Annotated in this window: 14 protein-coding genes; 2 read left to right on the top strand and 12 right to left on the bottom strand. The window is 53.8% G+C overall.

The features are described from left to right. The 9 genes from FIM25_RS16120 to FIM25_RS16080 form a co-directional block, all read right to left on the bottom strand. Positions 1-2,143: hypothetical protein (locus FIM25_RS16120; RefSeq protein WP_139450884.1), on the bottom strand; the 2,143-nt coding region annotated here is incomplete at its 3' end. A 52-nt stretch (positions 2,144-2,195) separates the two neighbouring features. Beyond that, a complete protein-coding gene (locus FIM25_RS16115) occupies positions 2,196-3,257 on the bottom strand; it encodes a hypothetical protein (RefSeq protein WP_139450883.1) in 1,062 nt (353 codons plus the stop codon). Beyond that, positions 3,254-3,892 carry a hypothetical protein gene (locus tag FIM25_RS16110; RefSeq protein ID WP_139450882.1) on the bottom strand — a complete coding sequence of 213 codons (639 nt, stop codon included), beginning with the start codon at positions 3,890-3,892 and terminating at the stop codon, positions 3,254-3,256. The genes FIM25_RS16115 and FIM25_RS16110 overlap by 4 nt, the downstream gene beginning before the upstream one ends. A 209-nt stretch (positions 3,893-4,101) precedes the next feature. Further along, on the bottom strand, positions 4,102-4,689 hold the full coding sequence (locus tag FIM25_RS16105; RefSeq protein WP_139450881.1) for a hypothetical protein: 588 nt from the start codon (positions 4,687-4,689) through the stop codon (positions 4,102-4,104). After that, a complete protein-coding gene (locus tag FIM25_RS16100; protein WP_139450880.1) occupies positions 4,689-5,006 on the bottom strand; it encodes a hypothetical protein in 318 nt (105 codons plus the stop codon). The genes FIM25_RS16105 and FIM25_RS16100 overlap by 1 nt, the downstream gene beginning before the upstream one ends. Before the next feature lie 4 nt (positions 5,007-5,010). Continuing rightward, positions 5,011-5,463, bottom strand: a complete 453-nt coding sequence (locus FIM25_RS16095; RefSeq protein WP_139450879.1) for a hypothetical protein — start codon at positions 5,461-5,463, stop codon at positions 5,011-5,013. Continuing rightward, a complete protein-coding gene (locus FIM25_RS16090; protein WP_139450878.1) occupies positions 5,464-5,811 on the bottom strand; it encodes a hypothetical protein in 348 nt (115 codons plus the stop codon). Positions 5,812-5,891: 80 nt separating this feature from the next. Then, complete coding sequence (locus FIM25_RS16085) at positions 5,892-8,549, bottom strand: phage tail tape measure protein (protein ID WP_139450877.1); 2,658 nt, start codon at positions 8,547-8,549, stop codon at positions 5,892-5,894. A gap of 469 nt (positions 8,550-9,018) precedes the next feature. Beyond that, positions 9,019-9,609: a BRO-N domain-containing protein gene (locus FIM25_RS16080; protein WP_139450876.1), complete on the bottom strand. Its 591-nt coding sequence runs from the start codon at positions 9,607-9,609 to the stop codon at positions 9,019-9,021. 467 nt (positions 9,610-10,076) lie between these two features. On the opposite strand from FIM25_RS16080, the gene FIM25_RS16075 reads away from it, so the two are divergent. Together FIM25_RS16075 and FIM25_RS16070 are read left to right on the top strand one after the other, a co-directional pair. Continuing rightward, complete coding sequence (locus tag FIM25_RS16075) at positions 10,077-11,072, top strand: hypothetical protein (RefSeq protein WP_139450875.1); 996 nt, start codon at positions 10,077-10,079, stop codon at positions 11,070-11,072. 99 nt (positions 11,073-11,171) lie between these two features. Further along, on the top strand, positions 11,172-12,008 hold the full coding sequence (locus tag FIM25_RS16070; RefSeq protein ID WP_139450874.1) for an HNH endonuclease: 837 nt from the start codon (positions 11,172-11,174) through the stop codon (positions 12,006-12,008). 407 nt (positions 12,009-12,415) lie between these two features. On the opposite strand, the gene FIM25_RS16065 is transcribed toward FIM25_RS16070, so the two are convergent. The 3 genes from FIM25_RS16065 to FIM25_RS16055 all read right to left on the bottom strand — a co-directional run bounded on the left by FIM25_RS16065 (position 12,416) and on the right by FIM25_RS16055 (position 14,619). Continuing rightward, positions 12,416-12,850 carry a hypothetical protein gene (locus FIM25_RS16065; protein ID WP_139450873.1) on the bottom strand — a complete coding sequence of 145 codons (435 nt, stop codon included), beginning with the start codon at positions 12,848-12,850 and terminating at the stop codon, positions 12,416-12,418. Next, a complete protein-coding gene (locus tag FIM25_RS16060; protein WP_139450872.1) occupies positions 12,847-13,830 on the bottom strand; it encodes a hypothetical protein in 984 nt (327 codons plus the stop codon). Before FIM25_RS16060 ends, FIM25_RS16065 begins: the two co-directional genes overlap by 4 nt. Positions 13,831-14,136: 306 nt before the next feature. Then, a complete protein-coding gene (locus FIM25_RS16055; protein ID WP_139450871.1) occupies positions 14,137-14,619 on the bottom strand; it encodes a hypothetical protein in 483 nt (160 codons plus the stop codon). Positions 14,620-14,877: the final 258 nt, after the last annotated feature.

The following is a 14,877-nucleotide window of genomic DNA, read 5'->3' as shown; positions in this document are numbered from 1 at the left end:
GATATTCCCGGACCTTATCCGTACCGGACCCGTTCACCCCCCTGCGGATGCGGGGGTATGCCGTCTTGAAACCAATGGAAGCGGGTCCCCATTCACCCCCCCTGTGAACATTTCCTATCGAACGCGTGGGGCTCATTCTATATCCCCCGTCATGACCATAATCACGGAATTGCAGATATTCTTCGTCTTTATCCGGTGGCGGAGACACAGCACGCAGATGTTCCAGCACAACGGCGGTATGCCATAGGCGGGAACTGTCCATGGTCCATGCCGCATCCCAGACGGGGTGTCTCCCGGACGGAAAGCGTAAATTGGTAAGGCTCTTTACTTTAAGATCCTGCAAGGTGACTGCCTGGCAGGAAAACCTGTAAGAATAGATTTTATTGGTAACGTTGAAATAACCCGATTCCAGTTCATAGCGGCGTTGCAGATTCCTTCGGGCCTTCCAATAGATCCCGAAAGGTTCAGAACCACCGGACCACTGGATTTCCCCATTCTGCTCATGAAAGGATTCCCGAATCTCAAAAAAGGTGTCCCAGTCTGTCATATAAACATGGGCACCACCTGAAGGACAGCCCGGAAGGGGATCTGTCATCGTGTTCCACAAAACCCACCATGCAGCACCATTAAAACCATGCCTCACATCCCGCAGGATGATGGGGCCGGGGTGCAACTCCGTTTCCTCAAACACAACATTGATTTCGTTGTTTGTGATATCCCAGCCGATGGGAACAAGAAATTCCGTATCATCCCAGCCAAAATTGGTCATGTAATACCTGAAAATTTGCGCGCACCCGAAGGAGGCGTTAGGGCATGACCAGTCCTTCCATGACATAAGAGATCCCGCATTCAAATAATCCGAAACATCCCCATCAAAGCCCGGACTATTATAATCGTTCCGGGATTCATTAAAGCTTGCCCTTGGATGCTGCCTCTGGTGCCTGTTTTCCTTCGTAAAGGCCTGTCCCACCTCCCCATTTCGTATAAAGTGCTTATGCCCCTGCTCCATTTCAAAATGCAGCCGCTGGCCATCGTCGTCATACTGCAAAATTCTTTTCAGATGCCTTGTATAGGGCCATGGTGCCCCCGTCTGCCACTTGGACGGAGGGCCATAATTCAGCCCGTCGGGCCAGCCTTCGGGCCATGGATCTCCGGTTTTCCAGCCCTCGGGGGCCTGCCAGGGGATGTCTGCAAAATCATCGTTCACCACATCCCAGTACAGGGCACAGCGGTGGAAAACCACCCGCAGAATAATGGTGGTCACGCAGGGTCGTGGCTCTTCCACAAAGCCGATGACCACGGGTTTTTCCGGGTCCTGCTCCCGAAACGCCACCAGCACCGCATCCCCCTCCTCAAAGGCCGAGGCCCCGCAGGACATATATTCAATGGGTACCTCTTCCAGCAGCTCCAAACCATTGATGGCCATGCCGCCGATGTGGGATCTGGCATCATCCAGCCGCACCCGCCCCTTATGCGTGCCCAGATCCCTCTCCAGCAAAATCCCCGTCCGGACGGTGGGCTTCCATTTCTGCCATCCGGGGAAAAGGGTCCAGCTGAGTACGGCCTGCGCCGTGGTCATGGCCATGGCAGGCATGAGATACCCTTCGGGGAAATCCGGTGCCGTGGGCCGGGTTCCCGGTGCCAGCAGCACCTGCTCCGGCTCCCCGTTCACTTCCAAAGTCGCTGCGGTGCCGGAAAGCCCCTGGGTGCAGTCCGCACACCAGACCTCCCGGATATCCTGCATCCGGTCATTTTTAAGATCCTGTAAAGTCTGCCGGCGGATCTCAAGGGTGAGAATCCGGGCATGGAGCCGCTGGAGCCTTAGCCTTCGGGAACGGATGCCTGCGGTCAGCCGGGTTTTTTCCTGCATCACTTTCTGAATACCCGCCATGGATGCGGAGGAGGGGTCTGCGGTCAAGGCTTGCCTGTATGCAATGATGGCCGCGTCCAGCTTGTCGGACAGGGCTTTTTGCTCTGCTTCAAGGCCTGCCAGCTCTTCTTCCAGCAGGCTGGCCTCTGGCTGAATCTGTTCAAGGGTTTCTGTCAGCATCTGCATCTGCTGGTCCATGTGCTGCCAGTTTCGCAGAAGACGGACCCTGTATCTGCCGCCGCCAAGATCGGCTAAAATTTCTGATTCGGCCATGGTGTTCCTTTTTGTTGCTTTTCATTGTCAATTGTCCATTATCCATTATCAATTATTCAGTCAGCACTTCCATGGTGGCCTGATTCCTTCCCACGGCCACGGCAATTCTTGCCACCCTGTAAGCACCACCCGCCGCCTGCACCGTATCCCCCGGAAACAGCCCCATCACAGGGGCAGAACGAAACCGCATTTTGCCATCCGCCTGCAGGGACATACTGATCAGCGGGTCCAGCACCTTGGGCACGTTGGGATCAAAGGAAAAGGTGATTTTCCCTGCGGCGGTGAGGGTGGCGGAGCTGTTGCGTCCGCCCATGTCCCAGCGGAAGGCCACCCGTCCGGCACTGGCCATTTCCGTGAGCTGGCGGGTGGCGTCCTGATGCACAAAGCCCTGCCGCAGAATCAGCCTGCCGGGGATTCTTGCGAGTATGCCGGTGCTGAAGGCCATGGCATCGGGCACCACCACGGCCATGTATGAGTGGCCGTTTTCCTGCAGCCGATACTGCATGGAAGACATGGGCAGCTCCAGCTCCGGCAGGCTGCCCGCATCATCCTTTATGGTGCAGGTGTAGATTTTCTGGCTGGTCACGGGCATCTCCTTTTGCCACCAGATTTCCCGCAGGGGCAAAGAGCGTATGCGGCTTCGGGCATCAAAGGGTTTTAAAATCAGGATCTCTTCATTTTCCGCAGGAATCACCGGCTCCCGCAGATCCGCAGATGCAGAGAAGCGGGTGTCCGTCAGGGTCAGCACCATGGCTGGCGGATGCAAAAGGCCCTCCGCAGTGAAGGCATCGGCCCCATGGACAAAGGCCGCCAGAACCAGAGGCAGCCGCAGAAGGGCCATGGCGGAAAGATGCCCGGCTTCCGTTTGCCCCTGCCAGTTCCAGATGATTTCTTTGAAATCCGCCACAGCAGAAAAGTGCAGGGCCTCGATATTGAGACGCTCCTTTTCGTCGCTGAAATCCCCGTGGATAAGGGCTTCTGCGGAAAAAGCCCCGGCGTGAATATGCAGGGCAGACCGCAAAGGCGGCAGAATCACCGGAGGGTTCCGGCTGGCCAGCAGATGGTGGGCCGTGCCGAAAAACAGGGGCGGGATCTGGGTGGTGTAATGGATCATCCGGCACCGGAGATGGGGAGTTCACGGATGGCTATAACATAGGCCGTAAACTCTTTGCTGTAAGCGATGGGCACATAAAAATTGTTTGTCCTGTATGCAACACAATGATGGGTTCCATGCTGCGAAGAACTGATGACAGTGTAACCATGAGCTGCGGCGATGCTTGCAAAGGTATGTCCACCACCAGATGTGTCTGCTGCATCGATGCGGTGTAAATCGGAATGCAAAAGCTGGGTCAGTTCCTGTATATTAGGCCACATAGCGTTTTCGGCTGCCATAAGATTGCCGATTCTGTTGCCCGGATTGCTCAAATTCCCACCATCTGGTCTTTTTACCTTCAGAAATTCTGTGTTGTGCTTCCCCGTATAGGGGTCTGCCCCGTCCAGTGGCACCGTCGGTTCGATACCTGGCACCAATTCTTCAATAGTTGCGTAAGAGTTGTTCCTGAATCGCCTACTGGACGGAATTACCAGCCGGGCCTTATTGCTGGCCTCATCCAGCCAGTACACAATCCAGCCGTCCACCACATCCCAGAGCTGGAGGGGCCTGGGCGGAGGCGGCAGCACGGCGTTTTTCGCCCCGTGGGGGTAGCGCAGGGGCAGACGTTTTTTCTGGTTCATAAGAAAGATGGCCATGGTGTTTCCTTTTCAAAAAGGGGTCAGACCCCTTTTTGGTGCCTTTTTGTGGCTTCTGTTATTAAGGTCTTTAAAGTCCTTAAGGTCCTTAATGAAGGCTGCCCTTTACGGCAGGCAATGGCTGTGCTGCTCCGGTCGGGCTTTCACCCCGAAAGCCCTGTTTTATCTTTTAAGGGGGTATCAAAAAAAAGGTGGCACCCACCTAAGCATCAAACCTTAATCCTCCGGCAGGGCAGCACCCACAAATCACTGTTTTTACCGTGGGTATCCACGCCCCCCGTGCCCATATGCACCTTCAGGCAGCGGAAGGCGCTGTTCTGGGAGGAGGTCAGGGCCTCCCTGTCGGAGCTGCCGGGGGCGCTCCCTGCGGCAATGGCGGCAAGGGTGGCTCCACCACCGGAACCATCCCTGGTGTCGATAAGGCTTTTTTGCTGAAAGATCGCCAGCAGCTCCTGCCTGTTGGGTAGAAAGTAGCCCAGATTTTTGCAGTAATGGGCCGCATCCGTGTTGCTGTAATCCCGTGTCAGAACATCCGTATTGTAAAAGCCCGTGTTTGGGTCCGTGTCATTGGGACCTAAGCGGGGAATGGATGCCGTGGACCAGTTTGAACCGTAGCGTCTTCTCACCCTCAGGGAAGCAGGAGCCGCCAGCAGATAAAACCCGCCCACGATGGCAAAGAGGATATCCCCGTCCACCACATCCCCCACCACAGGATCACGGGGCCGGACAGCTTCCGCATACCCGCAGGGGTAGGCACGGGGCCGCAAAATCCGTTCGGAAAAGCGGTAAAAGCCCATCAGCTCAAATCCCCCGAAACCAGAACCGCCACATCCTTCAGGGAGGATGCCGCGGACAGGCTGTCGCCGGGGGCCAGCACAAAGATCGTATCCAGCGCAAAGGGAGAATCCGTCTCCGCAAGGGTAATGGCCCAGCGGAAAAGGAGATTGCCGCCCCCATCCCTGTGGAAAAAATCGATCCTTGCACTGGCGGTGTCCGAGTAATTGGAAACAAAAAAGCTCAAAGCAAGGGTCTGCTTGTCCGAAGGTGCCGTGACCAGCGGATATTCCTCCTCAAAAACAGGAAACTCCGGTATGGCCCATCTTTCCAAAGCCATTGAATCAGCCTCCCTGTCGCAGGTCAAAGCCCATGTTTTTAAGCTGAAAAATAACGCCCTCCGTCACCGTGACCAGCTCCCCGAAGTTGATATGGCCCACAATGCGGCTGTCTCCGGGGGTGTCTTCGCTGAACTGCATGACCACGGCTCCGGATACGGGACCGATGCTCCCGCCCTGTGCCGTCCACACGGCGTCCTGCCATGAGATGGTGGCCATGGCCCAGGTGTTGTCCTGCTGCCATCCGCCCGCATCCAGCAGCAGCGCCCCACCGCTTGCATACCCGTTTCCCATGGGGATTTCCTGATCCGTGACCTTGCTGTACCTGTCGTGCTCAATGCGGTCGAAAACAAAGGCAGGCTTCATCAGAATGGCCCGGAAGATGCCCGTTTCAAAGTTAAGGCTTCCCCGGCCCATCTCGTATAAAAGCCCGTTTGCCAGTGTCCTTGTGATGGCCATTTATTGTGCCTCCCTCAAAATCAGAATCTCCATACCCGCTCTGTCATCCTTTGCCTGCCATGCGGAAGGTACGCCAAAGAAAAGGCCCTCTTCCGTGGATACCCGAACTTCGCCGTACAGCCTGACCATGCGGGTGAGCCATGGCAGATGCCGGATGTCTGTGGATATATTTATGGTACGGTCTGCTGCTGCGTAGCCCGTGTCATAGACCACAGCCCCACCGTCCAGGGTTGCCGTGCGGGATGCTCTGCGGCTGCCTGATCGGTTGCCCAGCACAGCAGACGGGTGCTGCCGCATGATGCGGGAGCCGTTCAGGTCAAACTCAGGGGCTGTTAAAATGATATTCATGGCTTGCCTTTCAGAATAAAATAAAAGGGGTCAGACCCCTTAAAAAAAGACCCATCTTTTAAGGGGTCTGACCCCTTTTATTAAGTACCCAGCAGCATATCCATGCCCTCTTCGTTAACTCTGAGCTGTATTGCACTTAAAACCTCCCACATGAAGGCCTCAAGGTGGGGCTGCAGGCCCTCTCCGTTGATGGTAATCAGGGACTGCTCCTTTCCGTGGTTCAGCCTGTGCTGCTTTTCCCGAAGCATCTGTATTTCAAGGTCTGTCATGATCATCTGCTTGTCATGGGCTTCCTGCCTGAGCTGATTTTCCTTTCGGATCTGGCTTTCAATATTAAGCTTGTCCCTCATACTGTCTGCCTGTAAAACCTGACCAAAAAGACTCCCCAAAAGATCCCCGGTGGAGGAAATGGTGTTGTCCATGCTGCCCATGATTGCTTTAAACTTCTCCGCATCCGCCTCCAGTTCGGCGATGTTCATTTTTGCGTGCCACTCGATATTGGTTTCCAGCACCGCCAAAGTCGCCTTGATGCGCGCGGTTTCTTCCGCAAGCTGGGCCTTGTCCATCTCCACCATGAGGGCAAGGCGTTTTTCCGGGGGGATTTCTTCTTCCAGCTCTTCTCTGGTTTTTTTGATGGAATTTTTGTCCGGGCCTGCGACATAGGTGACGTGCTGTTCGTCATCCATAAAGGACATCACGCCCTTGACCACTTCGATGGATCTTTCGTCCGCCTCCGCCGTGATCTTTGTGGCTTTTTCTCCGGGGATATCCGCAAGGGCCGTTTTCAGAGCATCCCAGGAGGCCTCGTCTTTATGGATCAGGAAATCGATGATCACTTCCTCGGACAAATGGGTGGCATCCATCCCCAGCTCTTTCATCTGATCCCGTGCGGACTGAATCTCTTCCGCAGAAACCCTGATTTCCACCTCTGTATTTTCACTGAGCTTTTCCAGCTCTTCGGCAAACTCCCCCGCAGATCCGGCCCCGCCCTCCATGACCTTGGCGGTTTCGTCCGTGGCCTTGGCCATTTCCCGGAGTCTCTCCGTGTTTTGCGGAATGTAAACACCTGCCACAGCCATGGCATCATTCATCCGGTCGATATTGGCCTCGGTATCCCGGACGGGCAAAAACAAAGAAATCAGCATCCCTTTCCAGAACCCGAACTTTTCCGTCAAAAACTCAGACCGCTGGGCCAGACCCAGCTTGTGCCCGGCTGTCCTGACCAGTGCCGGGTCCATTTCCGCAAATTTTGTTATGAGATCCCCACCCAGCTGCAAAAGCGGGTTCCACGCTTCCAGAATTCCGGAAGATGCCGTAGCAAGGCTGCCCATACCATCCACAAGCACCTGAAGAATCTGCCCCAGCTCGTCGGGCTTGGTGGGGTCCAGCCCCTGAAATATGGAATCAAACAGGTCTTTGATGGTTTCGCTCAGCTCGTCTGCGCCTGCGGTAAACCGGGACCAGTCAATATTTTCCAGAGCCTCGGGCAGGGCCTGACCAATGTCCGAGGCCCACTCCGTAAACTCCCCGGCGCTTTTGGAAAGACGGGCATACAGCTCATCAAAGGCTCCGGCATCGATGCTGGTGCGCAGCCCCCCGAATATCTCAGACAGGGCGCTCACGGCATCGCCGTATTCATCCAGCAGGGGCAGGCCTGCGGTCACAAAGGTGGCCCGCATGGAGTTAAGGAGTTTTTGATTATAAAGGGCCACGTTGTCGGCCATCTTTTCGTAGGCTGCATCCGTTGCCCCGGAAGAGGTCTGCATCTGCTGCTGCATGGAAAGAAAATGATCGCCGCCGTCGGCACCAAACATGGCCAGCACGCCGGTGAGTCCCTGCACGTTGCCAAAGAGCCTTGCAATGGTTTCCACATTGCCATCCGTGGCCGCATACACATCCTGCATCACACCCTCAAAGCCCTTGGATTTCAGGGCAGAAGCATCAAAGCCAATGCCTAAAGCCTCGGCCTCTTTTGCCGCCTGCTCCGATGGCTTGATGATGGCCTGAATGGCTCCCCGGATGGCTGTCATGGCTTCGCTGGTGGGTGCGCCCTTGGCGGTGAGAACGGCAATGGCCGCTGCCAGGGTTTCAAAGGGCACGTCTCCGGCTGCGGCGATGGATGTGACCTGTGAGAGGGATTTGGACAGCTCCGGCAGGGTGGTCTGCCCGGATTTGACAGTGTTAAAAAGGATGTCCGAGTACCGGGAGGCTTCGTCCGAACTGGCACCGTAGGCGTTCATGGTGGAAACCAGCGCCACGGTGGTATCGGCAAGCTCTGCTTTGCCTGCAATGGCAAGGCGTTCTGTCTGGGCGATGAGGCCGATGGCGTCTTTGTAGTCCGTGCCTGCGGATATGGCCGCATAGGTGGCGGCGTTCACCTCGGCCATGGCAAAGGCGGAATCCGCACCATAATCCAGCAGGTTTTTGCGGAAGATGCCGAGGTCATCGCCCGTGGCATCAATGAGGGTGGAAATCTCGTTGAAGGAGTCGGACCACTCTCCGGCTGCGGCAATGGCCACCCCGGTTCCGGCTGCTGCCATGGCTCCGAGGGCTGCGGTGGTGGTGAGGGTGGCATCGGCCATGGCAGCCATGGGTTTTGTGACGCTGCGGACGCCATCTTCTATGACGTTCATGGCCATTCCCAGCTTGCCCAGATTGGTGTTGATGCCTGTGGCTACCTGGGAGACCTGATCATCACCTGAGAAGACGATTTTGACTATTTTTTCTACGTTGGACATGGTGCCTCACGGAGTGGGTTGGTTTCTTACTGGCTACCGCAAAAGACCTTCTGTGCTTTCGGGTTTAAAGCCCATCCGGTGGCTGAGGCTCTCGAAGCCCGGCGGCCATGCTGCCTTTAAAGGCTGCCTTCCTTAAAGTCTTTAAGGTCATTAAGGTCTTTAATGAGGGCAGGCCTTTGCAATAAACAAAGCCCGGTCGCTGCACTTCGGGTGCCTCAGCGACCGGCTCCCGAAGCGCGGCCCGGCTTTAAACCCGAAAGCCCTTTCAGACTTTGGTGGCAACCAGCAGCCCCTTTTTGCAGTATAGGGCCACAGGGGGCAGCATTTGCCGTTTGCACCTTATATGAGCGCAGATGCATGTTCTTTTTGCTTAAACAGGCCATGATTTAGCTTGACGGGGTGTGCAACAAACAAAAAACCCCCGCACCGGAACCGATGCAGGGGCTTCATTTATAAAATCAGAAAAGGCTTACTTCCCGCCGCCCTGACTTCTGAGGGATTGAACAAAGGCTTCGTGGTGGACTTCCGGGTTCAGCACACAGACCGTCCGCAGGACGTTATTCACGGATACCACCATATTCTGATGAAGCTGGCTCAGGGTGCTTAAACTTGCCAGCATATCATTCACTTCCCGGACAAGGTGCCTTGCCAGAAGGATCTGGTCTTCATGGCCATGGGGGAGGGTGGCAGGAGCGGAAGCGCCATAGCGGCCCGTTCGGCGGATGGCGGGGAGAACTTCACTGGCTACCCAGTTGGTGAAATCTTCGGCAGCGGGTTTGTTGGACCGGAAGGCCAGCTTGTAGAGGGCGGGTTCGTTGATGATGATGAAATCCTGATCTTGTTCACCATACACGCCGTGCTGGTTTTTGAGGGGGGTTCGGAAACTCCGAACCCCCCTCCAGTTCACCGGAATATTTGAAAGAGATTCTTCACCCCTCCACGCTATTTCCAGCGCAGTATAAACATCCTTTGCAACAAACCAGATTTCTCCACCTTCGGACAGGGTTCTTACGGTGTGCTTTTCAAATGTAAAGTCAAGGGAATGGTTTTCGTGTGTCATGGCAGTTCTCCAGTTTTAAAGAATGGAAGGAAACCGCCACACTGAAGGCTAAAACAGTGGTGGCGGAACTATGCGGGTTAGCCTTACCGGGTAACTGGCAACCGGCGCTTCCGAGGAAGCCCCGCATAGCTCCGCCATAAGGGTGTGCGAGGGCGCAAAAAATGCGCCTGCATTTTCTTTATAGAGGGGCGCTGAACGCCAGATACTTTCGGGAGGCTAATCCCGGCTGTGGTTTTTTGCCGCAGCATCAAAACTGTACCTAGACCGGAATGGAATGTCAAGATGCTGCTGCGGATATGGGAAAAGTTACGGGAAATGTAAACGTGGCTTGTCAGGCTGGGGCGGGTGGGGTATGAAAAAAGGAACGTTTTTTGAGGGTGCAGTGGGGTTTGTGGGCAGTATAATTCCTCAGTCTGCATGTTATACAGATCCGTATAATATTTTGTTATGCCTAAGGGGAGTTTGGGTTGATCGACATTGTTTACTTAGCGGCCATTGTGTTGTTGCCTCTTCTTATTCCTGTAATGGTCATCGCGGTCATTTTGGGAAATGGTTCTTGGCTCGTTGAAAGGCTCCAGTCCACCTTGACTCTGCATGAGGAACGAGGGCTCGCTGAGCAAGGTCTACTGTGGGTATCAATACTGTCTCCATTTCTATATTTCCTCGCTCTTGGAGCAATTTCTTGGAGCGGTCACTCTATATCTCTGACAAGTGATGGTTTGAAGGTTTTTTTATCAATTAGCGCGCTACCTATAGGAGTCTTATCTCTTTCTCTGCCATTGTCAGTGCTCGTGTCTCGCCTGCATGCCACCAAGCAAACGGCTAAGCAAATTAAAATTACACAGCAGAAAAACAACATCGACCTTTTCCACTCTCATAGAAAGGAGCTTTTCAGTTATTTTGCTCAGATAGGCGAAGTTGAATATCTTGGTTGTTTAACCGGAAAATTCAAAGTACATCCGCGTGTTCATAAGGTTTTCTTTACCGGCAATCCCGAGGATGGAATTCCGCTAGTGAATCAAGAAGCCTTCGAAGATATTGAGAGAGAGTTATCGTCAGCTAGATGGCAGCTAGACGCAGTAATACGAGATGTTAATCCCCAGTTGACCTACAGTTTCTATATTGCCAATTTTTGCAGCACAATCTATCGCCTAAGCCAAAAACTTGGGCTGCCGGAAATTTATGTGGAACTCTCTGAAAAAAGCAAATTAGTTCCAACGAAGCTAGATGGTAAAGAAGATGTCGAGCTTTTAACCGTCGGTCAAACCACGGATGAAGCCGTCGCTGCATATAGGTATGCGAAAGGCTATTTTCATAATCTTTGTGATTTCGTTGGTCGAGAACCAGATCACGAAGAAAATGAAGAGTTTAAGTACCTTGAAATGGGTGGAAAGTTTAGAGCAGTAAAAGAACCAAAAGTTATTGAGAGATTACACGAAAATGAAATCAAACAGGCCGGCTAAATTAAGGCATAACAATGCGCTGCTAGGGACAAACCTACGCTACGCTTCGGTTTGCCCCAGAGCGCGGCGTTAGCACTACTGGGAGTATGTGAGTAATTCATGACTTATTGCGTATATACTGACAAAGAAACATTAGACCCTAGTCCTGAACATATACTCCCTTTGTCACTGGGTGGGCATGATGATTTTGTAATTTATGTTGACCGAAAGTTTAACAATGACATTGGCTCAAGAGTTGATGGCAAGCTTGCAAATGATTTTATCATTTTGTTTGAGCGAGATAGAACGGGCGCTGTTGGTCACAGTAAAAAGCATCCAATTCCAACAGTGAAAAATGCCAAGTTAACGGATGGTACACCTGTTCAGGTTAAGTTTGGTAAGGATGGGCTTTCACTTTTTGATCTGCGAGTGAGGAAAAATATAGAGCGTACTGACTCCAGAGCTCATCGAGTTCAATGCAACAATATTAAAATAGATATTGATATAGATCTTATGTTTGTTGCTAAGGTGGCTTTGGCTGCTGGCTATTATGCTTATGGCGATGATTTCGTCAAAAATGTGCAAACTGATGAATTCAGAAAAATTATGAATTTCGACAAACAGAATTTACCAACAGAGTCTTTCGCGCGAGTTTATTCTCGATTTCATGAGCCAGAGGAAGGCGATGATATGTTTCATATTCTGAAGATGATGACTGAAATTGGTAGCTGTTCCTCTGTAATACTTGCTCCTTCTAGTGAAACTTTTGGTGTCGCAGTATCCATTCTTGGTAATTTCTTAGGTTTCATCAGTGTTCCTTGTAAATCTAGTAATTTAGTAAATGATGGGGACTATAAATATGGTCATTGTATCTATATTCAAAACGAACAGGTTAAAAGGTTCTCATTGGACTATATAAGGTTGAAGTTGCTTAACCAGCTTGAACAACAGTGCTAACAAAGCGCTGCTGCCGGACAAATTTTCCGCTGCGCTGCAAATTTGCCGCAGAGCGCGGGGGCAAAAGGCGGGGCAAAAGGCGGGGCAAAAGGGGTCAGACCCCTTTTCTCCTTAAGGTCCTTAGGGTCTTTAAGGTCTTTAATGAAGGCTGTCTTTGGCGGTAAACAAAGGCCTCCGCTACTCCGGCCCGGCTTTAACCCCGAAAGCCCTTTAAAGCCTTTGGTAGCAGCCTGCATGTGGCCCTCAGCCAGCGTTCAGCTCCTCGTAAAACCTCCCCCACAGCGCCGTTTCCACCCCCGTCAAAAACCCCTGCGGAAAGACATCCGGCCTTAATTCAAACAGCATCTTCCCCCTGGCGTGGCCGAGATTCAGGGCCGCCCGTATGCCCTGATCCCGCCAGAGGGCTTCTACTCCCCCAGCTCTGCGCCCTCTCCGGTGAGCTGCAGGATGGTATCCGACAATGTGTAACCAAACACGGGCAGCACCAGAAAAAGCTTCGCCGCCGCCTGCTCGTCCAGCTCCGGAGACATGCAGCCCCCGGATATGATGGCCATGCGCCGGGCCAGATCATCGGGCAGGGTTTCGCTGTCCAGCCCCATCAGTTCCCGGATGGCAGACACCTTTTCTTCCCGGTCACCGAAGATCTTTTCCACGATGGCGGTCATGTCCCGGTTGCGCTCCACCGTGGATCTCACCCTTGCCAGCTCTTCACCGTTGAGTCCCCGCACTTCAAATTCCGCTTCTGCCGGATCCTCAAAAAAGATATGCAGCCCCTGAGGTGCAGGTAGTCTCCGGGTGCGGGGCCGAACCGCTGCCCGGAGAAAGGCCTGAACATCCATCATTCCTTCACCGGAATGGAAGGTCCGCTGGCGCTGAGGGTGCAGCTTGCCCGGATGCCGTCTCCGGCCGGGTACTGCCTGCCAATGCCCAGCGTGGCCTGCATTAAAAGCTGGGGCGCACGGAGCCGATGGGGGAAAAACTGCCACCACAGCTCTTCGCCTTCCAGAGCAATGATGGGGTCCGTCACGCCGTCCTTCAGGTAGGCTATGAAGCTCCCCTGGGCAAGGGACTTGGAGCTGGACCCGATGGTGCCGCCATACACCTGCGTGGACGACTGGGAATAGGTGGTTTCCGGCGGAACAAAGTCCGATGTAGGCTCCAGCGGCGCAAAGATGGGCGTATACACCTGAATGAACACCCCTCTGGGCTTGTTTCCCGCATGGATGGGGGGCAGGGCCGTGACAAACTCCAGCTCTCCTTTGCCGGGATTTTCGTTCCAGATGGGGAAGTCATACAGCTCCGTGTGGGTGCCGGGGACGGTGTAAATCTCCGTTGACTGTATGGCCGCATCCCCTGCGCCGGAAAGCCGCACCTGCCCCAGCTCTATGGCTCCTTCCGGGATGAGGGCCGGGCCGCCGTCTGCACCCCTTGTTTCGGAAAATGCGCTGCCGTCCGCCCCTTCCTCTGTAGTCAGCGTGCCGGAAGCCGTGAGGATGATGGAGCTGATCTTATGGCTGCCCGTGGAAGGTCTGCCGATGGTGAGGCTTTCCGATGCCAGAGACACGAGATTGCCGGACAGATAGGCCGTGAGGGCCGCAACGCTGACCCTGTTGATGCCCGATGCCGGGCTGATGGCTCCGCCCGTAACCAGACCATCGGGCCGGATGACCGGCTCCCTGCCCGGAGCGCCGGACCAGGGCGCGGCAATAATGGTGAACTTTGTGTGATCTCCGGAATCGGCCATGGCCTGCATGGGTATGAAGTTCTGGCCGGATTCGTATCTCAGAAGGGCGTTGGCTGCACTCTGGGATTTTCTGGACATGGGGAGGCTCCTTTGTATTTAAGTGTGCAAAAGGCTGAAAGGGCTTTCGGGGTGAAAGCCCGTCAAGGGTAGCAGCGGCCCTGCCTGCCACAAAAGACAGCCTTCCTTAAGGACTTTAAAGACCTTAAGGACTTTAGCCGTTTGTCTTTATTTATGAGCTTTGGTTAGTAAGGTCATTAAAGTCATTAGGGTCTTTAATGAAGGCAGCCTTTTGCTGTAAACAAAGGCCGGTCGCTGAGGCTCCCGAAGCGCGGCCCGGCTTTAAACCCGAAAGCTTTGAACGGGCTTGGGTTTTCAATAAAAAACTTACCCGTAGGGGTTATTTCTGGCGGTGCTGTAAAGAATTTCCGCCTGAACGCTCACGGTCAGGGAGGCTTCCCCCTGAGACCAGTCCGGCCAGTCTTCCACACCGCCGGACACATAGCGCACGCTATCCGCCGTTTCGTTTTCTTCTTCAAACTGACCCAGCGCCTGCCGGATATCCGCCAGCACGTTTTCCGCTGCCGTGGCCATGGCCCGTTCCTGAAGTTCCGGGGCATCGTGCAGGCTGTAACGAAGCCCCGCCCGGATGGTCAGCGGCAGGGTGAGGCTGTCTTCGCCATAGCGGGTGTTTTCGCATTCTTCCGTTCCGGGTGTGAGCCAGAGGGCGGGAAGCTCTTCCAGATCCCGCTTGCCTTCGGCCAGCACAAGGGCCGTGCCTATGTCTGAATGAAAGCCGTTGCTCTTGCGGATGCCGGAAAGCACTTCTTCCAGCTTTTCCAGCAGGGTTTGCCGGATGGATGGGTTCATGGCAGCTCCTTTAAAAGGGGTCTGATAATCATATAAAGGACTACCTCACCGAGTCTTGTAAAAAATTGACACCCCCCTATTCATAGTAGCACTATGAAACCAAGGGCAAGAGACTTAAATCTCAATAGGATTTAGGAGGTGTCTTATGAAAACTTACGCTGGAATCGACCTGCATTCAAGCAATAATTTTATTGTAGTCATTGATAACGATGACAAACGACTCTTTGAAAAGCGATTACCCAATACGATTGAAGATGT

Origin of the sequence: Desulfobotulus mexicanus (assembly GCF_006175995.1) — a bacterium.
GTDB classification, from domain to species: Bacteria; Desulfobacterota; Desulfobacteria; order Desulfobacterales; family ASO4-4; genus Desulfobotulus; species Desulfobotulus mexicanus.
The sequence above is the reverse complement of the archived record's forward strand: the minus strand, read 5'-3'. Positions and strand labels throughout refer to the sequence as shown.